Raw genomic sequence first — 24,677 nt, forward strand, 5'->3', positions numbered from 1 at the left:
AAGGTCAACGTGGACAATCTCGGAGTGGTCTTCCTCGCCGAAGTCGTGGGAACGGCCATGCTCGTGCTCCTCGGCTGCGGTGTCGTCGCCAACGTCGCGCTCGTGAAGAGCAAGGGTCTCAACGGCGGAACCCTCATGGTCAACATCGGCTGGGGCTTCGCGGTCTTCGCCGGTGTGATCGTCTCGTACAACTCGGGGGCGCACCTCAACCCCGCGGTCACCCTGGGCCTCGTCGCGAGTGGAGCGACCGAGTTCGGTTCCGGCGTGCCCGTCAACATCGTCTCGATCCTCGTCTACATCCTCGCCCAGATGATCGGTGCGATCCTCGGTGCCGTCTTCTGCTGGCTCGCCTACAAGCAGCACTTCGACGAGGAGCCCGACGCGGCCAACAAGCTCGGCGTCTTCTCGACCGGTCCGGCGATCCGCTCGTACGGCTGGAACTTCGTCACCGAGGTCATCGGCACCTTCGTCCTCGTCTTCGTCGTCATCGGCTTCGGCGGCGGACGTCAGGGCGACGGCGGTCTGGCCGCGCTCGGCGCGCTGCCCGTCGCCATCCTGGTGATCGCGATCGGCGCCTCCCTCGGCGGCCCGACCGGCTACGCCATCAACCCCGCCCGCGACCTCGGCCCCCGCATCGCGCACGCGCTGCTGCCGATCAAGGGCAAGGGCTCGAGCGACTGGAGCTACGCCTGGGTGCCCGTCGCCGGCCCGATCGTCGGTGGAGTGCTCGCGGGCCTCGCCTCGCTCGTGCTGCTCCCGGTCCTCTAGACCGCCGCGCTTCCTTTCACCCCCGTTACGAAGGAGTAATCATTCATGGCTGACTACGTCATCGCTATCGACCAGGGGACCACGTCGTCCCGCGCGATCATCTTCGACAAGAAGGGATCGATCGTCTCCACCGGCCAGAAGGAGCACGAGCAGATCTTCCCGCGCGCCGGCTGGGTCGAGCACGACCCGATCGAGATCTGGAACAACGTCCGCGAGGTGATCGGCCAGGCTCTCTCCCGCGCCGACCTGACCCGCCACGACATCGCCTCCGTCGGCATCACCAACCAGCGCGAGACCGCTGTCGTCTGGGACAGGACGACCGGCAAGCCCGTCTACAACGCCATCGTCTGGCAGGACACCCGCACCCAGTCGATCGTCGACCGCCTCGCCGGCGACGAGGGCGCTGACCGCTTCAAGTCGATCGTGGGCCTCCCGCTCGCGACCTACTTCTCCGGCACCAAGATCGTCTGGATCCTCGAGAACGTCGAGGGTGCGCGCGAGAAGGCCGAGGCGGGCGACCTGATCTTCGGCACGACGGACACCTGGGTCCTCTGGAACCTGACCGGCGGCATCGACGGCGGCGTCCACAAGACCGACGTCACCAACGCCTCCCGCACCCTGTTCCTCGACCTCGAGACCCTCGAGTGGCGCGACGACATCCTCGAGGCCTTCGGGGTCCCGAAGTCGATGCTCCCCGAGGTCTGCTCCTCCTCCGAGGTCTACGGCCACGTCGAGTCGTCGTCGCTGCTGCGCGAGGTCCCGATCGCCGGCATCCTCGGCGACCAGCAGGCCGCGACCTTCGGCCAGGCGGCGTTCGACCCGGGCGAGGCGAAGAACACCTACGGCACCGGCAACTTCCTGATCTTCAACACGGGCACCGAGATCGTCCACTCGAAGAACGGTCTGCTCACCACCATCGGCTACAAGCTCGGCGACGGCGAGGTGCACTACGCGCTCGAGGGCTCGATCGCGGTCTCCGGCTCGCTGATCCAGTGGCTGCGCGACAACCTGGGCCTCATCGGCTCGGCCCCCGAGGTCGAGGCGCTGGCCGCCACGGTCGAGGACAACGGAGGCGCGTACTTCGTGCCCGCCTTCTCGGGTCTGTTCGCCCCCTACTGGCGCTCCGACGCCCGCGGAGCCCTCGTCGGCCTCACCCGCTACGTCAACAAGGGCCACATCGCCCGCGCCGCGCTCGAGGCGACCGCCTTCCAGACCCGCGAGGTCCTGGACGCGGTCAACGCCGACTCCGGCGTCCCCCTGCAGGAGCTCAAGGTCGACGGCGGAATGATCGCCAACAACCTGCTCATGCAGTTCCAGGCCGACATCCTCGGCGTCCCGGTCGTCCGACCGGTCGTTGCGGAGACCACCGCGCTCGGAGCGGCCTACGCGGCCGGTCTCGCGGTCGGCTTCTGGGAGAACCTCGACGACCTGCGACAGAACTGGCAGGAGGACTCGCGCTGGACCCCGCAGATGGACCAGGACGAGGCCGCCCGCCAGTACCGCCTCTGGAAGAAGGCCGTCACCAAGACCTTCGACTGGATCGACGAGGACGTGCAGTAGTTCCTTCCGCGGCAGTCCCTGCCTGCCGCGGCGCGGTCGGCTCATCGAGGTGGTCGCGTCTCGGGGAGCGGGTTCCGTCCGGCTAGGGGACGACGCTGACACGCGTCCTCCCCGTTCGCCTTGCGCGACGAGCGGATGGCGTGAGTCCGTTCACGTGAAGCGCCCTGTCCGACCCTCGGGTCGGGTGGGGCGCTTCGTCGTTCCGACGACGGCGCAACGGCTATCGCAACGGGGTGGTTCGGGGACACCCATGCTGGTCGAGTGGTCGCCGCAGCCGGCTCATCGAGACCCGGCACTTCGGACCTGCATGCTGGTCGCGTAGTCGCTGCAGGCGGCTTATCGAGACCCGGACCGGGCGGGGCCTCAGTCCGCCGACAGCCCGAGCTGCGCGTCCAGCTCGTCCAGGGAGCCGATCCGGCGCACGCCCAGCTCGACCGCCTCGGGCGGCAGCTCGCGGCCGTGCTCGGGACCGCCGACGCGGTCGAGCCAGACGCCGCGCAGGCCCGCAGCGGCCGCTCCGACGGCGTCGGTGCCGAGCCGGTCGCCGACGTAGAGGGCCTCCTCCGGAGAGACCCCGAACCGCTCGCAGGCGATCGCGAAGATCCGCGCGTCCGGCTTGGCGACGCCGACGTCGCCGGAGGCGATCACGTGCTCGAAGCGACCGGAGAGGCCCGTGCCCTCGATCTTCCCCCGCTGGAAGTCGAGCACGCCGTTGGTGATGACGCCGAGGCGGACTCCGGCGGCGTCGAGCCGGTCGAGGGCGGGCAGCGCGTCGTCGTGGAGGGTCCAGGCGGCGACGTAGTGTTCGAGGTACCCGCGGAACCAGGAGCTCGCCTCCTCGGGAGTCAGCCCGACTCCGGCCTCCGCGGCGAAGTCCGTGGCGCGCGCCCGGCGCTGGCCCTCGTAGTCGAGCTCGCCCGCGAGGTAGCGGTGGTAGTGCTCCTCCTCGAGCAGGTGCCAGCGGCGCTGCACGTCGGCCGGCTCGCCGGCGTAGGCGGCGCCGAGCGAGGCGGCGTACGCGACGATCCCCTCCCGCACAGCGCGGGCATGGGCGAAGAGGGTGTCGTCGAGGTCGAAGAGCGCGAGCCGCAGCACGGCCGCCTCAGCGGACGCGGCGGAGGAGGCCGACGGAGTCGTAGACGGCGGCGAGCGTGCGCTCCGCGGTCTCGGACGCGCGGTCGGCGGCGAGGGAGAGGACCCGGTCGAGCTCGGCCGGGTCGGCGAGCAGCTCCGCGGTCCGCGCTCGGATCGGGTCGAAGGTGGCGGCGACCACCTCGACGAGGCCCTTCTTGAGGTCCCCGTAGCCGCGGCCCGCGTACTCCTGCTCCAGCGACTCGACGGAGCGGTCGGCGAGGACCGAGTAGATCGTCAGCAGGTTCGAGACGCCGGGCTTCGCCGCCCGGTCGAAGCGCACCTCCGACTCGGTGTCCGTCACGGCGCGCATGATCTTCTTCGCGGTCGACTTCGGCTCGTCGAGCACGCTGAGCAGGCCCGCATCCGACTCCGCCGACTTCGACATCTTGGCGCCCGGGTTCTGCAGGTCGAAGATCTTCGCGGTCTCGCGCACGATGTGGGGCTCCGGCACGGCGAAGGTCTCGCCGAAGCGCGAGTTGAAGCGTGCGGCGAGATCGCGGGTGAGCTCCAGGTGCTGGCGCTGGTCCTCGCCGACCGGCACCGCGTCCGTCTGGTACAGCAGGATGTCGGCCGCCATCAGGATCGGGTAGGTGAACAGGCCCACCGAGGCGGCCTCAGCGCCCTGCTTCGCCGACTTGTCCTTGAACTGCGTCATCCGGCTGGCCTCGCCGAAGCCGGTCAGGGTGTTGAGGACCCACGCGAGCTCGGCGTGAGCGGGCACGTGGGACTGGATGAAGAGGGTCGAGCGCGCGGGGTCGATGCCCGCGGCGATGTACTGCGCGGCGGTCGCGCGGGTGCGCTCGCGGAGCTGCTGCGGATCCTGCGGGACCGTGATCGCGTGCAGGTCGACGACGCAGAAGTAGGCGTCGAAGTCCTCCTGCATCGCGACCCACTGGGTGAGCGCGCCGATGTAGTTACCGAGGTGCAGCGACCCGGAGGAGGGCTGCATGCCGGAGAAGATGACGGGCTTGGCGCCCGGGGTGCTGGGAGTCATGGGTGGCCTCGAGGGGTCGGTTCGCGGGGGAGAGGGTCAGAGCTCGTAGTCGACGACCACGGGGGAGTGGTCGGACCAGCGGGTGTCGTAGGAGGCGGCGCGGTCGACCTCGTAGCTGCGGGCGAGGTCGGCGAGCGCGGGCGTGGCGAGCTGGTAGTCGAGGCGCCAGCCGGTGTCGGTGTCGAAGGCCTGACCGCGCTGCGACCACCACGTGTACGGCCCGGGCACCTCGCCCGCGAACCGGCGGCCGATGTCGACCCAGCCCAGTCCGGCACCGGCGTTGTAGTCCGGGTCGCCCTCGGCGCCGACGAAGCGGTCGACGTAGGCGCGCTCCTCCGGGAGGAAGCCGGCCTTCTTGACGTTGCCCTTCCAGTTCTTGATGTCGAGCGTGCGGTGGCCGACGTTGAGGTCGCCCATCACCACGGCGAGCTCGCTGTGCGCCTGGATCTCGGGCAGGCGCGCCTCCATCGCGTCGAGGAAGCGGTACTTCTCGACCTGCTTGGGGGTGCCGACCTCGCCGGAGTGGACGTAGGTGGAGACGACGGTGAGCGAGCGGCCGCCGACCTCGTAGTCGGCCTCGAGCCAGCGTCCGGCCGAGTCGAAGTCGTCGGCGCCGAAGGTCACGCGGTGGATCGTGGCGCGTCTGCGCGAGGCGAGAGCGACTCCGGCGCGCCCCTTGGCGGTCGCCTCGTCGTGCAGCACGTCCCACTCGTCCCCGAGGAGCCCCGTGAGGTCGTCCGTGGAGGCGCGGACCTCCTGCAGGGCCAGGACGTCGACGTCGCGGGCGGCGAGCCAGTCGCCCATCCCCTTGCGGTAGGCGGCGCGGACGCCGTTCACGTTGACGGAGGCGATGCGGAGGGTGCTGCGAGTCACCGGAGCAGTCTATTCGGAGCCGCGGAGCGGGCCGCCCGGCCGCGCTCGCACCCCGGAACGCGGAAGCCGGCGGCCGCCTCGCGCCACTCCCTCGGAGAGGGGAAGGAGCGCGGAGGCGACCGCCGGCGGGACCGCTCAGGACGGTCGGTCGGAGGGGATCAGGCGGGGACGGCCTGCGCGGTGGCGGGCTCGGGCACCTCGGCGACCACGGGGGCGCGCTTGATGCTCTTCGCGATGATCACGCACACGGCCGTGACGACCATGCCCACCAGGATGGCGACCAGGTAGAGGATCGGCTGCCCGACGAGCCCGGTGACCCAGACTCCGCCGTGCGGGGCGCGGAGGGTGGATCCGAAGAGCGCGACGAGCGCACCCGTGACGGCCGAGCCGACCATGGCGGACGGGATCACGCGCAGCGGGTCGACCGCGGCGAACGGGATGGCCCCCTCCGAGATGAAGGACGCGCCCAGCAGGTAGGCGGCCTTGCCGTTCTGGCGCTCGGCGTCCGTGAACAGGCGCTTGCGGAGCGTCGTGGCGAGGGCCAGACCCAGCGGCGGGGTCATGCCGGCGGCCATGACGATCGCCATCACCTTGAACTGCACGGAGTTCGGGTCGCCGTCGGCGGGGACGGAGGCGAGGCCGGTGGTCGCGAAGGCGTAGGCCACCTTGTTGACCGGACCGCCCATGTCGAACGCCATCATGAGGCCGAGGATGATCCCCAGGATGATCAGGTTGCCGCCCGAGAGGCCCGAGAGCCAGGACGACAGGCCCTCGCTCAGTGCGCGGAGCGGCGCTCCGAGCACCACGAACATCAGGAAGCCGGTGATGAAGGTGGCGATCAGGGGGATGATCACGACGGGCATCAGCGACTTGAACGCCGCGGGGAGCTTGATCCGCGAGATGTAGAGGGCCGCGTAGCCGGCGATGAAGCCGGAGGCGAGGCCGCCCAGGAAGCCCGCGCCGACGGTGACCGCGACCGCGCCGCCGAGGAAGCCCGGCGCGATGCCGGGACGGTCGGCGATGCCGAAGGCGATGAAGCCCGAGAGCACCGGCACCAGGAAGGCGAAGGTCGCGCTTCCGATGAGGAACATCACTCCGGCCCAGTCCGTGATGTTCGCGACGTTGAAGCCGTCGTCGATGATCTGCTGGGCCGTGAAGTCGACGATGCGGTAGCCGCCGAACAGGAACGACAGCGCGATCAGCAGACCGCCCGCCGCGACGAACGGGATCATGTAGGAGACGCCGGTCATCAGGTTCTGGCGGATGCGCGTGCCGACGCCGACCTTCTTCGGCGCGGCGGGGGCCGCGGCCGGAGTCGAGCGGGCGGGGGCGGACGCGGCGGAGCCGGAGCCGCGGAGGGCCAGAGCGCGGTCGAGGACCTCGTCCGGCTTGGACAGGGCCTCGGCGACGCCCACCTGGAGGATCGGCTTGCCGGCGAAGCGGTCCTTGCCGCGGACCTCGAGGTCGGCGGCGAGGATGACGACGTCCGCGGCGGCGATGTCGGCCGCGGTCATCTCGTCCGAGCCGGCCGCGCCCTGGGTCTCGACGTGGATCGGGTAGCCGCGCTTCTTCGCGGCCTGCTCGAGCGCCTCCGCGGCCATGTAGGTGTGGGCGATGCCCGCGATGCAGCTGGTCACGGCGACGAAGCGCGGGCCGGAGGCGGGGCTCGCGGCGGGCGCGTCCTGCACCTTCGCGACGGCGCGGTCGATGACGTCCGCCGCCTTCGCGAGCGCCTCCGACGTGCCCACCTCGAGGGTGGGCTTCCCGGCGAAGCGCTCCTTGCCGCGGACCTCGAGGTCGGCGGCGAGGATCACGACGTCGGCGTCGGCGATGGTCCGGTCCGACATGGGATCGGAGCCCGCGGCGCCCTGGGTCTCGACCTGGATCTCGTACCCCTTCTTCTTCGCGGCCTGCTCGAGGGCCTCGGCCGCCATGTAGGTGTGCGCGATGCCGGCGATGCAGCTCGTGACGGCGACGATCCTCATGAGACGACGACCTCTCGGGCGATGATGTCCGCGACCTCCTGGCCGCTGGCGGCGGCGCGGAGGGAACCGGTAAAGGACTCGTGGATCAGCTTGCGGGCGAGCTGGGCGAGGATCTTGAGGTGCGCCTGGTCGGCGCCGTCCGGAGCCGCGATCAGGAAGATCAGGTCGGCCGGGCCGTCGGGGGCGCCGAAGTCGACGCCCTGCTTCGCGATTCCGACCGCCACGCTGGGCGAGACGACGTGGGAGGAGCGGGCGTGGGGGATCCCGATGCCGCCGGGCATGCCGGTCGCCATCTGCGACTCGCGGTCGCGGACGTCGGCGAGGAAGCCGTCGAGGTCGGTGACGCGGCCGGCATCGGCGAGCGTCTTCGCGAGCTGCGCGGTGGCCTCGTCCTTCGTGGCGGCGGTGAGGTCGACGATGACCGTCGACGCCTCGGTGAGAGCAGTCATGCGCTCAGTTCTCCAATCGGGAGGGTGGGGTCGGGGTTCTCGACGACGGAGACGTCGTCGAGGCGGAGGGAGTCGGGACCCGGGGCTTCGCTGCCCGGGAGCTGGACGGCGGCGGTACCCCACGCGACTGCTGTCGCGAGGCGCTCCGCCTCCGTGGCGTCGACGGCCGAGAGGTAGCCGGCGAGCGTGCTGTCGCCGGCGCCGACGGTGCTGAGGGGCACGACGGCGGGGGCGCCCGCCCACCACGACGCGTGCGCCGTGACGAGGAGGGCGCCGTGCTCTCCGAGGCTGACGAGCGCTCGCGCGTCGGGCAGCTGCAGGAGTTCACGGGCTCCGGCGACGACGTCTCCGACCGTCGTCAGGGAGCGGCCGAGGAGCTCCTCGAGCTCCTCGAGGTTGGGCTTCACCAGGGTGGCGGTGCCGGCCGCGATGATCGCGGTCAGGGGGGCTCCCGAGGTGTCGACGGCGAGGGGGACGCCGAAGTGCAGGGCGAGGCGGCCGAGAGCGGGGTAGAAGTCCGCTCCCAGTCCCGGGGGGACGCTGCCGCAGGCGACGAGCCAGCGGGGCGAGGCCGAGACGTGCTCGCCGATCAGCGCGGAGAGGGCGTGAGCCTCCTCCTCCGTGACGGCGGGGCCGGGCTCGTTGATCTTGGTGGTGCGGCCCGTCCGGTCGTCGACCACGGTGATGTTGGTGCGGATCGGGTGGGCGATCGCCGCACTGGCCGAGCGGACTCCGGCGGCCCGGAGCATCGTGGACAGGTCGACGCCGGTGGAGGCGTCGGCCGGGTAGACCGCGGTCGCCTCGACGCCGTTGCGCGCGAGGGCACGGGCGACGTTGACGCCCTTGCCGGCCGGGTCGCGCCGCACGTCGTGCGCGCGGTTGACCTCGCCGACGGCGAAGCCGCTCGTGGAGAGGGTGACGTCGATGCTCGGGTTGGCGGTGACGGTGACGATCATGCGCGGACGACCTCCGGGCCGGCCGACTCGATGTCGTCGGCGAGCTCGTCGTCGACATCGGCGTCGGTGATGACGGTGTCGACCGCGGTCAGCGGAGCGACGTGCCCGAAGTCCTGCCGGCCGAACTTCGAGTGGTCGGCGAGGACCACGACCCGGCGCGCGGAGGCGATGATCGCGGACTTGACGACGGCCTCATCGAGATCGGGGGTGGTGAGCCCGCGCTCGAGGCTGAGGCCGTTCGTGCCGATGAAGGCGACGTCCACCGAGACCGTGGAGAGGGCCTGGGCGGCCCACGGCCCGACGGCGGCCTGCGTGACTCCGCGCAGGTGCCCGCCGATGAGGTGGAGGTCGATGTTGGGCCGGCCGACGAGCGCCATCGCGACGGGGAGGGAGTGGGTGACGACCGTCAGCCGGCGGTCCAGGGGGAGCAGCTCCGCCAGCCGCACCGTGGTGGTGCCGGCGTCGATGGCGATCGAGCCGCCGTCGGGCACCTCGGCGAGGGCCGCGGTGGCGATGCGGTCCTTCTCGCCGGCGAGGTGTCCCTCGCGGGCGGCGACCTCGGGCTCGATGCCCAGCCGCTCGACGGGGATGGCTCCGCCGTGCGCACGGCGCAGCAGGCCCCGCTTCTCGAGGCTGGTGAGATCGCGGCGGATCGTCTCCGGCGTCACGGCGAGGGAGAGGGCGAGGTCGCGGACCTCGACACGCCCGTCGGTGCGGGCGCGGTCCAGGATCGCCTGGTGCCGCTCCGGTGCGTACATGTGGACTCCGTCGTCTCGCCGTGGGTGGTGCGCCGGATCCGCGGTGTCGTTGCCGACCTCGGATCTGCGTTTACCTCTTTTTAGACCCGTTCAGGAGGGAAGTCAACAGAAACGGACAGAATCGGCAGGCGGAATCGGGCGCGGCGACGCCGGGAAGACCGGGAAGCGGACCGCCGGGTCAGGCGGCGAGCTGCTCGAGCTCCTCCTCGAGCTGCGCGAGCTGGCGCTCCAGGCGCCGTCGTTTCAGGAGGGACGCCTCCGGCAGCGCGGCGCGAAGCCGCTCGCGCTCGGCCTCGGCGAGGGTGCGGCGCGCGGTGCGCAGCTGCTCCTCCCGCTCCTTCTCGCGCTCCTCCGGCGTGAGCTTGCGCGCCGAGATCCCGGCGTCGCTCATCCCGACGGAGATCCACGACGCGGCGATCAGGATCACCTGGCAGACGAGGTTGAACCAGATCAGCAGACCGATGAGGACCGCGAACGAGGCGAGCAGCGGATTGCGGGAGGCGCCGCCCAGCAGCTGCGTTCCGAGGACCTTGAGCGCGCCGAGAGCGATCCCGCCGAGCAGCGACCCCGCCCAGAGGTTCTTCCAGGGGATCGAGATGCCCGAGAGGATGCGGAAGGAGCCGGCGAGGGTGCCCGTGTCCAGGGCGAGCATGATCAGCAGGCCGACCGCGCTGCCGGCGAGACGGGCCGGCATCGACTCGCTGCCGATCCCGAGGAAGCCGAACGCCACGTCCACCAGCGAGGTCGAGAACACGGAGAGACCCGCCGAGACCAGCAGCACCGCCCCGAAGACCAGGGCGAGCCCCGCGTCCTTGAGCTTGAGCAGGACGAAGAGGGTCGTGGGTCCGGGGAGCGAGAAGAGCAGCCGGACCGCCTGGCGCAGGCTCCCCAGGAAGTTCAGCGCCGTCCAGAGCAGGCCGGCGGCCGCGATCGCACCCGTCCAGCCGAGGATCGACGAGTCGAGCAGGTCGTCCACCGACACGAGCGCGTTCTTCCCGCCGATCAGGCCGGGGACGGAGCGGGTCACCAGATCGAGGAGGGAGTCGCGCAGCACCGAGTCGTCGCGCACCCAGAAGCCGAAGACGGCGAAGAAGACGAAGAGCGCCGCGAAGACCGCGAACAGGGCCTGGAAGGCGAGTCCGGAGGCGAAGAGGGGCCCGCCGGTCTCGGAGTAGTGGAGCATCACCCGCACCGGCCGCGTCCGCATGACCCGCTCGAACAGGCCCGGGATCCCGCGGGGAGTGTCGGCCGCCTCGGTCATTCCTCCAGCGTACTGAGGCCTCGCGGCGCTCCCGTGCACGCGCCCGCCTGCACGCAGGAACGCGTCCGGCCCGCCGGATCCGAGGATCCCGGCGGGCCGGACGCGTTCGCGAGGGGGAGGATCAGGCGCGGCCGCGGATGACGGCCTGCTTCACCTCGGCGATCGCCTGCGTGATCTGGATGCCGCGCGGGCACGCCTCCGTGCAGTTGAAGGTCGTGCGGCAGCGCCACACGCCCTCCTTGTCGTTGAGGATGTCCAGGCGCGCTCCACCGGCGTCGTCGCGCGAGTCGAAGATGAAGCGGTGGGCGTTCACGATCGCCGCGGGGCCGAAGTACTGCCCGTCGGTCCAGAACACGGGGCAGGACGACGTGCACGCGGCGCAGAGGATGCACTTCGTGGTGTCGTCGAAGCGGGCGCGGTCGGCGACCGACTGCACGCGCTCCTTGCCCTTGGGCGCCGGGGTGTTGGCGACCAGGAACGGCTGCACCTCGCGGTAGGAGGCGAAGAACGGCTCCATGTCGACGACGAGGTCCTTCTCGAGGGGCAGGCCCTTGATCGCCTCGATGTAGATCGGCTGCGAGATGTCGAGATCCTTGATCAGCGTCTTGCAGGCCAGGCGGTTGCGGCCGTTGATCCGCATCGCGTCGGATCCGCAGATGCCGTGCGCGCACGAGCGGCGGAAGGTCAGCGATCCGTCCTGGTCCCACTTGATGCGGTGCAGGGCGTCGAGGACGCGGTCGGTCGAGTACATCTCGACGTCGAAGTCCTGCCAGCGCGGCTCGGCGTCCACCTCGGGGTCGAAGCGGCGGATGATGAACGTGACGGTGAACGCCTCCGGGGCCGCAGGGGCGGCGGGCGGCTGCTCGAGGGTAGCGGTCGACATGGCTAGTACTTCCTCTCCATCGGCTGGTACCGGGTGATCACGACGGGCTTCCAGTCGAGCCGGATGTGGTCACCGGCGTCGGAGGAGTGGGCGTCACCGGAGAGGTACGCCATCGTGTGCTGCATGTAGTTCTCGTCGTCGCGCTTCGGGAAGTCGTCGCGCATGTGGCCGCCGCGGCTCTCCTTGCGGTTGCGCGCCGAGTAGACGACGACCTCGGCGAGGTCGAGCAGGAAGCCCAGCTCGACGGCCTCGAGGAGGTCGGTGTTGAAGCGCTTGCCCTTGTCCTGCACCGAGATGTTGCGGAACCGGTCGCGCAGGCGCTGGATGGTCCCGGTGACGGCCTCGAGGGATTCGTCGGTGCGGAACACCTGGGCGTTCTTGTCCATCTCGTCCTGCAGCTCCTTGCGGATCGCGGCGATCCGCTCGGTGCCGGTCGCGGAGCGGAGCGAGGCGAGCATGTCGCGGATCGCGCCGGCCGGGTCGGCGGGCAGGGGGGTGAAGTCGACCGTCTTCGTGTAGTCGGCGGCGTTGTTGCCGCTGCGCTTGCCGAAGACGTTGATGTCGAGGAGGGAGTTGGTGCCGAGGCGGTTGGAGCCGTGCACCGAGACGCACGCGCACTCGCCGGCGGCGTAGAGGCCGGGGACGACGGTCGTGTTGTCCGAGAGCACCTCGGCCTTGACGTTGGTCGGGATGCCGCCCATCGCGTAATGCGCGGTCGGCATGACGGGGACCGGCTCGACGACGGGGTCGACGCCCAGGTAGGTGCGGGCGAACTCGGTGATGTCGGGGAGCTTGGTCTCGAGGACCTCGGCGCCCAGGTGGGTGCAGTCCAGCAGCACGTAGTCCTTGTGCGGTCCGGCGCCGCGGCCCTCCGCCACCTCCTGGACCATGCAGCGGGCGACGATGTCGCGCGGCGCGAGGTCCTTGATGGTGGGGGCGTAGCGCTCCATGAAGCGCTCGCCCGAGGCGTTGCGGAGGATCGCACCCTCTCCTCGCGCTCCCTCGGTGAGGAGGATGCCGAGGCCGGCGAGGCCGGTCGGGTGGAACTGGAAGAACTCCATGTCCTCCAGGGGGAGGCCCTTGCGCCAGATGATGCCGACGCCGTCGCCGGTGAGGGTGTGCGCGTTGGAGGTGGTCTTGTAGATCTTGCCGAAGCCGCCGGTCGCGAAGATGATCGCCTTCGCCTGGAAGACGTGCAGCTCGCCCGTGGCCAGCTCGTAGGCGACGACGCCGGAGGGCTTGGCCACTCCGTCGACCTCGGTCATCACCAGGTCGAGGACGTAGAACTCGTTGTAGAAGTTGATGCCGAGCCGGACGCAGTTCTGGAACAGCGTCTGCAGGATCATGTGGCCGGTGCGGTCGGCCGCATAGCAGGCCCGGCGGACGGGCGCCTTGCCGTGGTCGCGGGTGTGGCCGCCGAAGCGGCGCTGGTCGATCTTGCCCTCCTCGGTGCGGTTGAAGGGCAGGCCCATGTTCTCGAGGTCGATGACCGCGTCGATGGCCTCCTTCGCGAGGATCTCGGCTGCGTCCTGGTCGACGAGGTAGTCGCCGCCCTTGACGGTGTCGAAGGTGTGCCACTCCCAGCTGTCCTCCTCGACGTTCGCGAGGGCGGCGGCCATGCCGCCCTGCGCCGCTCCGGTGTGGGAGCGGGTCGGGTACAGCTTCGAGATCACGGCCGTCTTCGCCTTGGGGCCGGCCTCGATGGCCGCGCGCATCCCGGCACCGCCGGCGCCGACGATGACGACGTCGAACTGGTGGTAGTGGACGCCGTCGGGTCCGACGGTCTGCGCGAAGGCGCTCTGGTCGGCGCCGGTGTGGGAGTGGCCTGGTGTGCTCACGGGGTGGGTGCTCCGTCGTACGGGGATGGGAGGGGGAGGTGCCGGGACGCGGTGCCGCGAACCGGGAGGGGCGCGGGCCCCTCTCCGATCCGCGGCACCGTGGTCACGCTGCGCAGAAGGAGGGCAGCAGGTCCGCGGCGGTGCCGGCGGGGCACGGGTCGAACGCGAAGACGACCCAGGTGCCGAGCGCGATCAGCGCGACGACGGCGACGAGGATGCCGCCCTTGAAGGCCTTGGCCAGCAGGGGCGAGGTCGCGTAGTCGTTGACCAGCGTGCGCATGCCGTTGCCGCCGTGGATCAGCGCGAGCCATAGCATGAGGACGTCCCACCACTGCCAGAACGGATTCGCCAGCTTGCCGCCGACGAAGCCGAAGTCGATGGCCTTGATGCCGTCGCCCAGCAGCAGGTTGTAGATGAGGTGCCCGAAGATCAGGACGATCAGCACGACGCCGGAGGCGCGCATGTAGATCCAGCCCCACTTCTCCCAGTTGGTGCCGGAGGAGCGGGTCGGGGTGTGCGGGGTCCGCGGTGCGGCGACGGTGCTCAATGCGCACCCCCCTCGCTGAAGACGTTGATCAGGTGGCGCGGCGCGAAGCCGAGCATCAGCACGACCCAGAGGCCCATGACGACCCAGAAGAGGACGCGCTGGTTGCGGGTCGCCCAGCTCCAGAAGTCGACCAGGATGATCCGCAGGCCGTTCAGCGCGTGGAACGCGATGGCGCCCACGAGCCCGGTCTCGCCGAGTCCCATGATCGGATTCTTGTACGTGCCGATGACCGCGTTGTACGCCTCGGGGCTCACGGCGATGAGAGCGGAGTCGAGGACGTGGACGAGGAGGAAGAAGAAGATGGCGACACCGGTGATCCGGTGGAGCACCCATGACCACATGCCTTCGCGACCGCGGTACAGGGTGCCGGCCGGACGCCGGATCTTCCCCTGCTTCCGGGGTGCGAGGGTTTGAGCAGCTTGAACTGACACGAACAACCCTCCCTGGTTGTGCTCCGACGGCCTGACCTGTTCCCACGTCGCGTGGACGGGGACGGGGCGGGGAGCGACGAGAAACTCGCCCTCCGATTCTAAGCGCGCTCGCAGGCGGGCGCGGCTTAGGCGAGCCTTAGCTGCGGGGCAGGGCGAGGGCGGGCGCCCCCGCGGTCGCGTAGTGCGCGAGGAGCTCGTCGGTGAGCGCGCTCCAGGTGCGGTGGAGCACGCGGCGGCGGCCCGCCTCGCCGAGCCGGGCGCGCAGTGCGGGATCTCGGACCAGGCGCTCCACCTGCCGGCGGAGGTCGGAGTCGCTCTCGGGCGCGTAGAGCAGGCCGTCCACGCCGTGCTCGATGAGGTCGGTGGGGCCGCCCGCGTGCGGCGCGACCACCGCGGTGCCGGACGCCTGCGCCTCCTGGACCGTCTGGCCGAACGTCTCCTCCGTGCCGGTGTGCACGAAGACGTCGAGCGCGGCGAAGACCGCCGGCAGCCGGTCGCCGTCGAGCCGGCCGAGCATCCGCGCCGCCGGGCCGAGGGCGGCGGCGACCCGGGCGGAGGAGGGGCCGTAGCCGCCCACGACCAGCTCCGCGTGCGGGAGGGAGGCGAGCGCCGCCATCCGCTCCACCCTCTTCTCGGGGGAGAGGCGCCCGATGTAGCCGACGAGCGCGTCGTCGGCGCCGAGTCCGGCACGGACGGCCTGCGCGTAGGGGGAGGAGCGGCGGCGCGGGTGGAAGCGCTCGCTCTGCACGCCGCGGCCCCACAGGGCGGTGCGCTCGATGCCGGCGGCGGCGAGGTCGTCGAGGGCGCTCGTGGAGGGGGCGAGGGTCAGGTCCGCCCCGGCGTGGATCTGGCGGATCACCCGCCAGGCGAGGGCGCGGGCGCCGCGGATGCCGTAGCGGGCCGCGAATCGCGCGACGTCCGTCTGGTAGATCGCGACACTCGGCACCCCGAGCCGGCCGGCCGAGGCGATGGCGCGGGCGCCGAGGAGGAAGGGCGAGGCGACGTGCACCACGTCGGGCTCGAAGTCGGCCAGCTCCCGGGTGAGGGCGAGCGTGGGGATCCCGACCGGGAAGTCGCGGTAGGCGATCGCCGGGTGCTCCACGACGCGGTGGCCCGCGTAGTGGCCCGGCGCCCCCGCGGCCGGGCAGACGACGAGCGCCTCGATCCCGCGCTCCGCGAACTCGTCGAGCACCCGCAGGACGCTCGTGGTCACGCCGTTCAACGACGGCAGGAAGCTCTCGGTGACGACCGCGACTCTCACGCCCCGGACGCTACGGCGGCGGGATGAACGGCGGCGCGCGCCCGGGTGAACGGACGGTCGCGCTCGGGCTCCCTTGTATCCTGCGGACATGACATCACCTGAGACCGATGGCCGCGCCCCGCTCGACCGCTTCTACAGCGTGATCCCCGCCGGCGGGATCGGCTCGAGGCTGTGGCCGCTCTCCCGGGCCGACGCCCCGAAGTTCCTGCACGATCTGACGGGGTCGGGACAGACCCTCCTCCGCGACACCTGGGACCGCCTCGCGCCCATCTCGGGCGCCGACCGGATCATGGTCGTGACCGGGCGCGCGCACCGCGCCGCCGTCGAGGAGCAGCTCGAGAGCCTCGAGGACCTCAACGTCGTCCTCGAGAGCGAGCCGCGGGACTCGTCCGCCGCGATCGGCCTGGCCGCCGCCATCCTCGAGCGCCGCCAGCCCGGCGTGATCATCGGCTCGTTCGCCGCCGACCACGTCATCAGCGGTCAGCAGCTGTTCCACGACGCGGTCGCCGAGGCCGTCGTCGCGGCGGACGCGGGCTACATCGCGACCATCGGCATCACGCCGACCGAGCCTGCCGTGGGCTTCGGCTACATCCGCACGGGGAAGCACCTCGGGATCGACGGGGCGACGCACACGCTCGCCGTCGACTCCTTCGTCGAGAAACCCGACGCCGACACCGCGCGCGCCTATCTCTCCAGTGGTCAGTACCTCTGGAACGCGGGCATGTTCATCGCCCGCGCCGACCGCCTCCTCGAGGAGCTCGGCCGCGCCAAGCCGAAGCTGCTCGCCGGACTGCTCGAGCTCGCCGCCGCGTGGGACACCCCGGAGCGCGGCGCGGTCGTCGACCGCATCTGGCCGGGCCTGGAGAAGATCGCGATCGACTACTCCGTCGCCGAGCCGGCCGCGGCCGCGGGCAAGCTGGCCGTCGTGCCCGGCCACTTCTCCTGGGACGACGTGGGCGACTTCGCCTCGATCGCGAAGCTGCACTCGAGCGGACTCCGCTCGGACCTCGCCATCCTCGGCGAGGACGCGCGTGTTCTGGCCGACTCCGCGACGGGCATCGTAGTCAGCGGCGGCAACCGCACCATCGCCCTCATCGGAGTGAAGGACATCGTCGTCGTGGACACCCCCGACGCACTCCTGGTGACCACGACCGAGAACGCCCAGAAGGTCAAGGGCGTCGTCGACGCCCTGCGCCTCTCCGGCCGCACCGACGTCCTCTAGCCCTCCGTCCCACCCGTCGAAGCGCGGCCCTCCCCTCGGAGGCGCCGCGCTTCGCCGTTCCGCCCCTCGCCGTTCCGCCCCTCGCCTCATGCGCGTGCGGCGGTCCTGATACGCCGTTCGCGCGGCCACTCGACCACCCTCGATGAGGGCCTCGGCCGTCGCCCTGGGTGCTGGTGGCTGGGTCTCGATACGCCGCTTCCGCGGCAACTCGACCACCATGGAGGAGCATCGCGTCGAGCCCGACCGCGCGCAGCGCGGAGCTCCTCCGAACGCCTTCGACGTCCGGCAGCAGGGGAGAGGGCCGCGAGCCGGAATCGCGTGCCAAGCGATTCAGGCCAGCCCGACGTGACCCGCTCTGCGGAACGCACCCGTCGCGAAGCCGACCGCGCCGAGCCGCTCCGCGGCTCGGAATCGAGCACAGCCGACCGCCCCGCGACACGCTCCGCATGTCGCGAAGATCAACACTGTGTAACTCTTCCTGACCACCACCGTCCGGGCGGCTGAGCGGCTTGTCACATTGGGTAACGTGTGGGGATCGACGCCCTGTTGCGCTCGTCGCGCGGGGCCGCATTCCTGGAGGACGACATCTTGACTATCACCTCGCGTAAGGCCGCGTTCGGCGGTCTCGCCGCCCTCGGCGTCACCGCGCTTCTCGCCGGTTGCGCCTCCGCCCCCGAGGAGAGCGGCTCCAGCGCCGCCGCCGGTGGCGACTTCCTGCCCTGCATGGTCTCCGACGCGGGCGGGTTCGACGACAAGTCGTTCAACGAGCTCGGCTACAACGGCCTCGTGAAGGCCTCGGAGGACCTCGGCGTCACGCCGAAGACCGTCACCTCGGAGTCCGAGACGGACTACGCCCCGAACCTGACCAGCCTCGTCGACCAGGGCTGCAACCTGATCATCACCGTCGGCTTCGCGCTGGCCGAGGCCACGTCGGCCGCGGCCGAGGCGAACACGGACATCGACTTCGCGATCATCGACGACGCGTCGATCGACCTGCCGAACGTCAAGCCGATCACCTTCGACACCTCGCAGGCGGCGTTCCTCGCCGGCTACGCGGCCGCGTCGTACTCCAAGACCGGCGTCGTCGGCACCTACGGCGGCCAGCAGTTCCCGACCGTCACGATCTTCATGGACGGCTACGCCGACGGCGTGAAGTACTACAACGAGCAGAAGGGGAAGGACGTCAAGGTCGTCGGCTGGGACGTCGACGCGCAGACCGGCTCCTTCACCGGCGGCTTCGCGGCGGGCGTCGAGGCCAAGTCGGCCGCGCAGTCGCTGATCGACCAGAACGCGGACGTCATCCTCCCCGTCGGCGGTCCGATCTTCCAGTCGGCGATCGAGGCGATCCGCGACTCCGGCAAGGACATCGCGATGGTCGGCGTGGACGCGGACCTGTACGAGACCTACCCCGACGGCGCCGACCTGTACCTGACCTCGATCCTCAAGGGCATCGAGGCCGGCACGACCGACGTCACCAGCTCCGCCGGAGCCGACGACTTCGACCCCACTCCCTTCGTGGGCACCCTCGAGAACGACGGAGTCGGCATCGCGCCGTTCCACGACTTCGAGTCGAAGGTCTCGGGCGACCTGCAGGGCGAGCTCGACACCATCAAGGCGGGCATCATCGACGGCTCCATCACCGTCACCTCCCCGTCCGCTCCCGCGGCGTCCTAGCCGCTTCCTCGAAGAGGCCGGCGGGCCCGAGCACACCTCGGGCCCGCCGGCCTCTTCGTCGGTCCGGCGGGCCGATCGGCTCCGCTGCGTCCCTCGATCCCGGCCGACGGCGCATCGTGGCGCGAACCGAAAGTTAGATTGGTCCCATGAAGCTCGAACTGCGTGGCATCACGAAGCGCTTCGGCGCGCTCGTGGCCAACGACCACATCGATCTCACCGTCGAACCCGGTGAGATCCACTGCCTCCTCGGCGAGAACGGCGCGGGCAAGTCGACGCTTATGAACGTGCTCTACGGCCTCTACCAGGCCGAGGAGGGGGAGATCCTGCTGGACGACGCGGTCCAGCACTTCTCCGGTCCGGGTGACGCCATGAAGGCGGGCATCGGGATGGTCCACCAGCACTTCATGCTCGTCCCCGTGTTCACCGTCGCCGAGAACGTCATGCTGGGCCACGAGGAGACGAAGGCCGGCGGGCGCCTGGACCTCGCCGCCGCGCGCGCCCGGGTGCGCGAGATCTCGGACCGCTTCGGCTTCGACGTGGATCCCGACGCCCTTGTCGAGGACCTCCCCGTCGGCGTGCAGCAGCGGGTCGAGATCATCAAGGCGCTCTCGCGCGACGCCCGGGTGCTCGTGTTCGACGAGCCGACCGCGGTGCTGACCCCGCAGGAGACCGACGAGCTGATCGCGATCATGCGCCAGCTGCGTGCGGCCGGGACCGCCATCGTCTTCATCACGCACAAGCTCCGCGAGGTGCGCGAGGTCGGAGACCGCATCACGGTCATCCGCCTCGGCAGAGTCGTGGGGGAGGCGTCGCCGACGGCGAGCAACGCCGAGCTCGCCTCGCTGATGGTGGGCCGCGCCGTCGAGCTGACGGTGCAGAAGGAGCAGGCGGTGCCGGGCGACGAGGCCCTCGTCGTCTCGAACCTCACCGTGCGCGACGCCAACGGTCAGGCCGTCGTCGACGACGTCTCCTTCGAGGTCCGCCGCGGCGAGATCCTCGCGATCGCGGGCGTGCAGGGCAACGGCCAGACGGAGCTCACCGAGGCGATCATGGGCCTGCAGGAGCGGGTCGAGGGCTCGGTGACCCTGGACGGGCGCCGCCTCGACGGGCTGTCCGTGCGCCGCGTCCTCGAGTCGGGGGTCGGCTTCGTCCCCGAGGACCGCACCGAGGACGGTCTGGTCGCCGAGTTCACGATCGCCGAGAACCTCATGCTCGACCGCAGCGACCGCGGTCCGTTCGTGAAGGGACTGGGCCTGCGGCTCAAGGAGCTCGAGCGCTTCGCCGAGGAGCGGGTGCGCGAGTTCGACGTGCGCGCCCAGGGGATCGGCACCCACGTCGGCCGCCTCTCCGGAGGCAACCAGCAGAAGGTGGTGCTCGCGCGCGAGCTCAGCCGGGAGCTGCGGCTGTTCATCGCGGCGCAGCCCACTCGCGGCATCGACGTCGGCTCCATCGAGTTCGTCCACAAGCGCATCGTCGAGACGCGCGACACCGGGGTCCCCGTGATCGTGGTGTCGACCGAGCTCGACGAGGTCGCGGCGCTCGCCGACCGCATCGCGGTCATGTACAAGGGCGGGATCATCGGCATCGTCCCCGCCGACACGCCCCGCGAGGTCCTGGGGCTCATGATGGCCGGGCAGACGCCCGCCGAGAAGGGAGCGGCGGCGTGAGCGACGCGCAACTGCCCGCGGTCGATCCCGACGCGGAGACCGAGAAGGCGTCCGGGCTCGAGCCCGGCCAGAAGCCGGATCAGGAGGTGCGCCCCGGCCCGCTCGAGAGCGGCGCCTCCCGCGTCCTGCGCGAGATCCTCTCCGGCACCGCGCTGATGTCGGTGCTCGCCGTGCTGCTCTCCCTCATCGCGGGCGGCGTGCTGATCGCCGCGACCGACAAGGACGTCCAGGCGGCGTCGGGCTACTTCTTCGCCCGGCCGCTCGACACCCTGCAGGCGATCTGGCAGTCCGTCTCCGGTGCCTACTCCTCGCTCTTCCAGGGCTCGGTCTACAACTTCCGCCGCGAGGGCTTCGCCAACGGCATCAAGCCGCTGACGGACACCCTGGCCTTCGCGACTCCGCTGATCGCCGGCGGGCTCGGAGTGGCGCTGGCCTTCCGCGTCGGCCTGTTCAACATCGGCGGCCGCGGCCAGATGCTGATCGCCGCCGCCTGCGCGGGCTGGGTCGGCTTCTCCTTCGACCTCCCGTGGGGCGTGCACCTGATCGTCGCGCTCGCCGCCGGCATCCTGGGCGGCGCGCTCTGGGGCGGACTCGTGGGACTGCTCAAGGCCCGCACCGGCGCGCACGAGGTGATCCTCACGATCATGCTCAACTACGTCGCGTTCTACCTGATCTCCTACCTCCTGCGGACGCCCGGCGCCCTGCAGGCGCCCGGCTCGAACAACCCGAAGTCGCCCGGGATGAAAGAGACCGCGGTCTTCCCGGCGCTCCTCGGCCCCGGATACTCGCTCACGCTCGGCTTCGTCTTCGCGGTCCTCGCGACTGTGTTCGTCTGGTGGCTCCTGAACCGCTCGACGATCGGCTTCAAGTTCCGCGCGGTGGGGGAGAACCCGCACGCGGCACGGGTCGCGGGCATCGACGTGAAGAACAGCTACGTGTACGCGATGCTGCTCTCCGGCGGCCTGCTCGGCCTCGCCGGCAGCGCCCAGGTGATGGGGACGGTCACGACCGGATTCACCTCCGGGATCGACGCGGGCATCGGCTTCGACGCGATCACGGTCGCGCTGCTGGGCCGCTCCCGACCCTGGGGCGTGTTCTTCGCCGGCATCCTCTTCGGCGCCTTCAAGGCGGGCGGCTACTCGATGCAGGCCGCCGAGGGCGTGCCGATCGACGTGGTCCTCGTCGTCCAGTCGCTGATCGTCCTCTTCATCGCCGCACCGCCGCTGGTGCGCGCGATCTTCCGCCTCCCGACGCCCGGGGCCGCCCCGAAGCGCCGCACCCGCCGCACCTCGGAGGTGTCCGCATGAGCACCGCCGTCGCCACCGCCCCCGAGCGCGTCGTGATCCGCAGCTGGAAGGCGCCGATCGCGTTCGGCGTCTTCGCGCTGCTCGCCGTCGTCCTCTTCGTGGCCCTCGGCCGCGACGGGACGAGCTCGTTCCGCCTCGCCGCGGGGACCGACTTCTTCGCGCTGCCGGACATCCCGTTCCCGACGCGGGGGACGGGCGTGGTCGTCGCGATCCTCCTGGTCGCCCTGGCCGTCGCGTCGGCCGCGCTCACCCGCGCCGGCCGCCGGATCCCGCTCTGGCTCTCGGCGGTCTTCGCCCTGGTCTTCCTGATCGGGTTCCTCGTCTGGGCGTCGGCCGGTGCCGCGCTGCCCGTCTCGGGGCTGCTGCTCGGGACCGTCGGGCTCGCCACTCCGCTGATCTTCGGCTCGCTCGGCGGCGTCATCTCCGAGCGGGTCGGAGTCGTCAACGTCGCGATCGAGGGGCAGCTGCTCGCCGGCGCCTTCACCGCGGCGATGGTCGGCTCCCTCACCCGCCAGCCAGTGCTCGGCCTGCTCGCGGCGATGGTGGCGAGCGTCCTGGTGTCGTTCGTGCTGGCCGCCTTCGCGATCAAGTACCTGGTCGACCAGGTGATCGTCGGAGTCGTGCTGAACGTGCTGGTGACCGGCCTGACGAGCTTCCTCTACTCCCAGGTCCTCTCCGCCGACGCGTCGACGTTCAACTCGCCGGTGAAGTTCGACCGCCTCCCGATCCCGGTGCTCAGCCAGGTGCCGATCGTGGGCGCCGTCCTGTTCAACCAGACGGTGATCGTCTACCTGATGTACTTCGCGATCTTCGCGGTGTGGTGGGGCCTGTTCAAGACCAAGTGGGGCCTCCGCCTGCGCGCCGTGGGCGAGCACCCGCAGGCCGCGGACACCGTGGGCATCGATGTCGCCCGCACGCGCTTCTGGAACGTCTCCCTCGCCGGTGCGATCGCCGGAGTCGGCGGCGCGTACTACACGCTCGACGCGGTCGGCGCGTTCGGCAAGGAGATGACCGCGGGCGCGGGCTTCATCGCCCTGGCCGCCGTCATCTTCGGCCGCTGGGACCCGATCAAGGCGACGCTCGCGTCGCTCCTGTTCGGCTTCGCGACCAACCTGCAGAACGTGCTCGGCGTCATCGGCTCGCCCGTGCCCAGCGAGTTCATGCTGATGCTGCCGTACGTCGTGACGATCTTCGCGGTGGCCGGTCTCGTCGGCCAGTCCCGCGGACCGGCCGCCGCCGGCAAGCCGTACCTGAAGTCCTGAGAGGAGCCGTCGTGACCGACATCGACTGGGAGGCGCTGCGCGAGGCCGCCCTGGAGGCCATGAGCCACGCCTACGTCCCGTACTCGAAGTTCCCCGTCGGGGTCGCCGCGCTCGTGGACGACGGCCGGACGATCTCGGGCTGCAACGTCGAGAACGCCTCCTACGGGCTCACGCTCTGCGCCGAGTGCGCGCTGGTGTCCTCTCTGCACATGACGGGCGGCGGCCGGCTCGTCGCCTTCACCTGCGTCGACGGGAAGGGCGGCGTCCTGATGCCCTGCGGGCGCTGCCGCCAGCTGCTCTTCGAGCACTCGGCCGAGGGCATGCTCCTCCAGACCGTGTCGGGCGTGAAGACGATCGACGAGGTCATCCCCGACGCCTTCGGCCCGCGCACGCTCGAGGCCTACGCCGCCTCCTAGGGCCGCCGTCACCGCTCCCACTCCCGAACCGAGGACTCCGCATGACCCGCACCACCCCCGTCGAGGACTTCGACGCCGTCGACATCATCCGCACCAAGCGCGACCGCGGCACGCTCTCGACCGCGCAGATCGACTGGCTGATCGACGCCTACACCCGCGGCTACGTCGCCGACGAGCAGATGGCGGCCTTCGCGATGGCGGTCCTGCTGAACGGGATGGAGCGCGACGAGATCCGCGACCTCACCCTGGCGATGATCGCCAGCGGCGAGCGCATGCGCTTCGACGGACTCGGCAAGCGCACGGTCGACAAGCACTCCACGGGCGGGGTCGGCGACAAGATCACGCTGCCGCTGATGCCGCTGGTCGCCTCCTTCGGCGTGGCGGTGCCCCAGCTCTCGGGACGCGGGCTCGGCCACACGGGCGGAACGCTCGACAAGCTGGAGTCGATCCCGGGCTGGCGGGCCGACCTCGGCAACGAGGAGATGCTGGAGCAGCTGCGGACGGTCGGCGGCGTGATCTGCGCCGCGGGCTCGGGCTTGGCCCCGGCCGACAAGAAGCTCTACGCGCTCCGGGACATCACCGGGACCGTCGAGGCGATCCCGCTGATCGCGTCCTCGATCATGTCGAAGAAGATCGCCGAGGGGACCGACGCCCTGGTGCTCGACGTGAAGTTCGGCTCCGGGGCGTTCATGGTCGACATCGAGCGCTCGCGGGAGCTGGCGCGGGCGATGGTCGACCTCGGCAACGACGCGGGGGTGCGGACCACCGCGCTGCTGACCAACATGAACGTGCCGCTCGGTCTGGCCATCGGCAACGCGAACGAGGTGCGGGAGTCGGTCGAGGTGCTCGCCGGCGGCGGCCCCCCGGACGTCCGGGAGCTGACGCTGGCCCTGGCCCGCGAGATGCTGGCCCTCGCCGGGCAGCCGGACGCGGACGTCGAGCGCGCCCTCGACGGCGGCGCGGCGATGGACACCTGGCGCGCGGTCATCCGCGCTCAGGGAGGGGATCCGGATGCGGCGCTTCCCGAGGCCCGCGAGACCCACGTCGTGGTCGCCGAGCGCGACGGCGTCCTGGTGGAGCAGCAGGCGCTGCCGTTCGGCATCGCCGCCTGGCGCCTGGGCGCCGGACGCGCCCGCCAGTCCGACGCGGTGCAGCACGCGGCGGGGATCGACCTGCACGCGAAGCCGGGCGACCGCGTCCGCGCGGGCCGGCCCCTGCTCACGCTGTCGGCCGACGAGCCGGAGCGCTTCGCCCGGGCGCTCGAGGCGCTCGACGGTGCCTACCGGATCGGCGACGACGGCGACGAGGTGCTCGACGGCGGCCCCCTCGTGGCGGAGCGCGTCTCCTAGCCCCGCGCCGCCCGGCACGGAGGAGGCGCCGCCCGGCGAGCCGCTCCCGCCGACCCTCTAGGGTGGTCGGCGAACCACCGCC

At 71.1% G+C, this 24,677-nt stretch carries 22 protein-coding genes; 9 read left to right on the forward strand and 13 right to left on the reverse strand.

Going from position 1 to position 24,677, the window contains the following annotated elements:
- The first annotated feature begins 57 nt into the window (after positions 1 to 57).
- Together C5B98_RS00485 and glpK are read left to right on the forward strand one after the other, a co-directional pair.
- Positions 58 to 768, forward strand: a complete 711-nt coding sequence (locus C5B98_RS00485; RefSeq protein ID WP_374952909.1) for an MIP/aquaporin family protein — start codon at positions 58 to 60, stop codon at positions 766 to 768.
- A gap of 45 nt (positions 769 to 813) precedes the next feature.
- Positions 814 to 2,328 (forward strand): glycerol kinase GlpK, encoded by a 1,515-nt coding sequence (gene glpK, locus C5B98_RS00490; protein WP_104226427.1) that lies wholly within the window; start codon positions 814 to 816, stop codon positions 2,326 to 2,328.
- A gap of 363 nt (positions 2,329 to 2,691) precedes the next feature.
- Here the strand turns inward: glpK and C5B98_RS00495 are convergent, their stop codons facing one another.
- From C5B98_RS00495 to C5B98_RS00560, 13 genes are all read right to left on the reverse strand, one after another.
- Entirely contained in the window at positions 2,692 to 3,423 is a 732-nt protein-coding gene (locus tag C5B98_RS00495) for an HAD family hydrolase (protein ID WP_104327105.1), read from the reverse strand.
- A gap of 7 nt (positions 3,424 to 3,430) precedes the next feature.
- Positions 3,431 to 4,456, reverse strand: coding sequence for a tryptophan--tRNA ligase (gene trpS, locus C5B98_RS00500; protein ID WP_104327106.1), 1,026 nt, complete (start codon positions 4,454 to 4,456; stop codon positions 3,431 to 3,433).
- Between the two features lie 36 nt (positions 4,457 to 4,492).
- Positions 4,493 to 5,329 carry an exodeoxyribonuclease III gene (locus C5B98_RS00505; protein WP_104327107.1) on the reverse strand — a complete coding sequence of 279 codons (837 nt, stop codon included), beginning with the start codon at positions 5,327 to 5,329 and terminating at the stop codon, positions 4,493 to 4,495.
- 158 nt (positions 5,330 to 5,487) lie between these two features.
- A complete protein-coding gene (locus tag C5B98_RS00510) occupies positions 5,488 to 7,314 on the reverse strand; it encodes a PTS fructose-like transporter subunit IIB (protein ID WP_104232839.1) in 1,827 nt (608 codons plus the stop codon).
- Entirely contained in the window at positions 7,311 to 7,763 is a 453-nt protein-coding gene (locus C5B98_RS00520; RefSeq protein ID WP_097166616.1) for a PTS sugar transporter subunit IIA, read from the reverse strand. The genes C5B98_RS00510 and C5B98_RS00520 overlap by 4 nt, the downstream gene beginning before the upstream one ends.
- Positions 7,760 to 8,719, reverse strand: a complete 960-nt coding sequence (locus tag C5B98_RS00525; protein ID WP_104327108.1) for a 1-phosphofructokinase family hexose kinase — start codon at positions 8,717 to 8,719, stop codon at positions 7,760 to 7,762. The genes C5B98_RS00520 and C5B98_RS00525 overlap by 4 nt, the downstream gene beginning before the upstream one ends.
- Positions 8,716 to 9,477: a DeoR/GlpR family DNA-binding transcription regulator gene (locus C5B98_RS00530; RefSeq protein ID WP_104327109.1), complete on the reverse strand. Its 762-nt coding sequence runs from the start codon at positions 9,475 to 9,477 to the stop codon at positions 8,716 to 8,718. The genes C5B98_RS00525 and C5B98_RS00530 overlap by 4 nt, the downstream gene beginning before the upstream one ends.
- A gap of 178 nt (positions 9,478 to 9,655) precedes the next feature.
- The gene (locus tag C5B98_RS00535; RefSeq protein ID WP_104223189.1) at positions 9,656 to 10,738 is read right to left on the reverse strand and encodes a YhjD/YihY/BrkB family envelope integrity protein; all 1,083 of its coding nucleotides are present in this window, start codon (positions 10,736 to 10,738) and stop codon (positions 9,656 to 9,658) included.
- A gap of 121 nt (positions 10,739 to 10,859) precedes the next feature.
- Complete coding sequence (locus C5B98_RS00540) at positions 10,860 to 11,621, reverse strand: succinate dehydrogenase iron-sulfur subunit (protein WP_068254543.1); 762 nt, start codon at positions 11,619 to 11,621, stop codon at positions 10,860 to 10,862.
- A 2-nt stretch (positions 11,622 to 11,623) separates the two neighbouring features.
- On the reverse strand, positions 11,624 to 13,360 hold the full coding sequence (gene sdhA / locus C5B98_RS00545; RefSeq protein WP_104327170.1) for a succinate dehydrogenase flavoprotein subunit: 1,737 nt from the start codon (positions 13,358 to 13,360) through the stop codon (positions 11,624 to 11,626).
- A gap of 202 nt (positions 13,361 to 13,562) precedes the next feature.
- Positions 13,563 to 14,006, reverse strand: a complete 444-nt coding sequence (locus C5B98_RS00550; protein WP_104223187.1) for a succinate dehydrogenase hydrophobic membrane anchor subunit — start codon at positions 14,004 to 14,006, stop codon at positions 13,563 to 13,565.
- Complete coding sequence (gene sdhC / locus C5B98_RS00555) at positions 14,003 to 14,389, reverse strand: succinate dehydrogenase, cytochrome b556 subunit (RefSeq protein ID WP_258059417.1); 387 nt, start codon at positions 14,387 to 14,389, stop codon at positions 14,003 to 14,005. The genes C5B98_RS00550 and sdhC overlap by 4 nt, the downstream gene beginning before the upstream one ends.
- Before the next feature lie 184 nt (positions 14,390 to 14,573).
- Positions 14,574 to 15,698, reverse strand: a complete 1,125-nt coding sequence (locus tag C5B98_RS00560; protein WP_181065415.1) for a glycosyltransferase family 1 protein — start codon at positions 15,696 to 15,698, stop codon at positions 14,574 to 14,576.
- An 88-nt stretch (positions 15,699 to 15,786) separates the two neighbouring features.
- Between C5B98_RS00560 and C5B98_RS00565 the strand changes: the two genes are divergently transcribed.
- From C5B98_RS00565 to C5B98_RS00595, 7 genes are all read left to right on the forward strand, one after another.
- Entirely contained in the window at positions 15,787 to 16,920 is a 1,134-nt protein-coding gene (locus C5B98_RS00565; protein ID WP_104223184.1) for a mannose-1-phosphate guanylyltransferase, read from the forward strand.
- A gap of 588 nt (positions 16,921 to 17,508) precedes the next feature.
- Positions 17,509 to 18,594: a BMP family protein gene (locus C5B98_RS00570; protein ID WP_104246690.1), complete on the forward strand. Its 1,086-nt coding sequence runs from the start codon at positions 17,509 to 17,511 to the stop codon at positions 18,592 to 18,594.
- A 146-nt stretch (positions 18,595 to 18,740) separates the two neighbouring features.
- A complete protein-coding gene (locus C5B98_RS00575) occupies positions 18,741 to 20,261 on the forward strand; it encodes an ABC transporter ATP-binding protein (protein WP_104223182.1) in 1,521 nt (506 codons plus the stop codon).
- Positions 20,258 to 21,568, forward strand: a complete 1,311-nt coding sequence (locus tag C5B98_RS00580) for an ABC transporter permease (protein WP_219812597.1) — start codon at positions 20,258 to 20,260, stop codon at positions 21,566 to 21,568. The genes C5B98_RS00575 and C5B98_RS00580 overlap by 4 nt, the downstream gene beginning before the upstream one ends.
- Positions 21,565 to 22,830 carry an ABC transporter permease gene (locus tag C5B98_RS00585; RefSeq protein WP_104327110.1) on the forward strand — a complete coding sequence of 422 codons (1,266 nt, stop codon included), beginning with the start codon at positions 21,565 to 21,567 and terminating at the stop codon, positions 22,828 to 22,830. The genes C5B98_RS00580 and C5B98_RS00585 overlap by 4 nt, the downstream gene beginning before the upstream one ends.
- An 11-nt stretch (positions 22,831 to 22,841) precedes the next feature.
- Positions 22,842 to 23,246 (forward strand): cytidine deaminase, encoded by a 405-nt coding sequence (locus C5B98_RS00590; RefSeq protein ID WP_104223180.1) that lies wholly within the window; start codon positions 22,842 to 22,844, stop codon positions 23,244 to 23,246.
- Positions 23,247 to 23,287: 41 nt separating this feature from the next.
- Positions 23,288 to 24,595 carry a thymidine phosphorylase gene (locus tag C5B98_RS00595; protein ID WP_104324248.1) on the forward strand — a complete coding sequence of 436 codons (1,308 nt, stop codon included), beginning with the start codon at positions 23,288 to 23,290 and terminating at the stop codon, positions 24,593 to 24,595.
- Positions 24,596 to 24,677 lie beyond the last annotated feature (82 nt).

Source organism: Rathayibacter sp. AY1A5, from assembly GCF_002930875.1.
Classification (GTDB): domain Bacteria; phylum Actinomycetota; class Actinomycetes; order Actinomycetales; family Microbacteriaceae; genus Rathayibacter.

Coding starts and splice junctions, on each gene's coding strand:
- C5B98_RS00595 (WP_104324248.1), top strand. CDS start 23,288: ATGACCCGCACCACCCCCGTCGAGGACTTCGACGCCGTCGACATCATC.
- trpS (WP_104327106.1), bottom strand. CDS start 4,456: ATGACTCCCAGCACCCCGGGCGCCAAGCCCGTCATCTTCTCCGGCATG.
- C5B98_RS00525 (WP_104327108.1), bottom strand. CDS start 8,719: ATGATCGTCACCGTCACCGCCAACCCGAGCATCGACGTCACCCTCTCC.
- C5B98_RS00565 (WP_104223184.1), top strand. CDS start 15,787: ATGACATCACCTGAGACCGATGGCCGCGCCCCGCTCGACCGCTTCTAC.
- C5B98_RS00510 (WP_104232839.1), bottom strand. CDS start 7,314: ATGAGGATCGTCGCCGTCACGAGCTGCATCGCCGGCATCGCGCACACC.
- glpK (WP_104226427.1), top strand. CDS start 814: ATGGCTGACTACGTCATCGCTATCGACCAGGGGACCACGTCGTCCCGC.
- C5B98_RS00535 (WP_104223189.1), bottom strand. CDS start 10,738: ATGACCGAGGCGGCCGACACTCCCCGCGGGATCCCGGGCCTGTTCGAG.
- C5B98_RS00485 (WP_374952909.1), top strand. CDS start 58: ATGCTCGTGCTCCTCGGCTGCGGTGTCGTCGCCAACGTCGCGCTCGTG.
- C5B98_RS00530 (WP_104327109.1), bottom strand. CDS start 9,477: ATGTACGCACCGGAGCGGCACCAGGCGATCCTGGACCGCGCCCGCACC.
- C5B98_RS00585 (WP_104327110.1), top strand. CDS start 21,565: ATGAGCACCGCCGTCGCCACCGCCCCCGAGCGCGTCGTGATCCGCAGC.
- C5B98_RS00575 (WP_104223182.1), top strand. CDS start 18,741: ATGAAGCTCGAACTGCGTGGCATCACGAAGCGCTTCGGCGCGCTCGTG.
- C5B98_RS00540 (WP_068254543.1), bottom strand. CDS start 11,621: ATGTCGACCGCTACCCTCGAGCAGCCGCCCGCCGCCCCTGCGGCCCCG.
- C5B98_RS00520 (WP_097166616.1), bottom strand. CDS start 7,763: ATGACTGCTCTCACCGAGGCGTCGACGGTCATCGTCGACCTCACCGCC.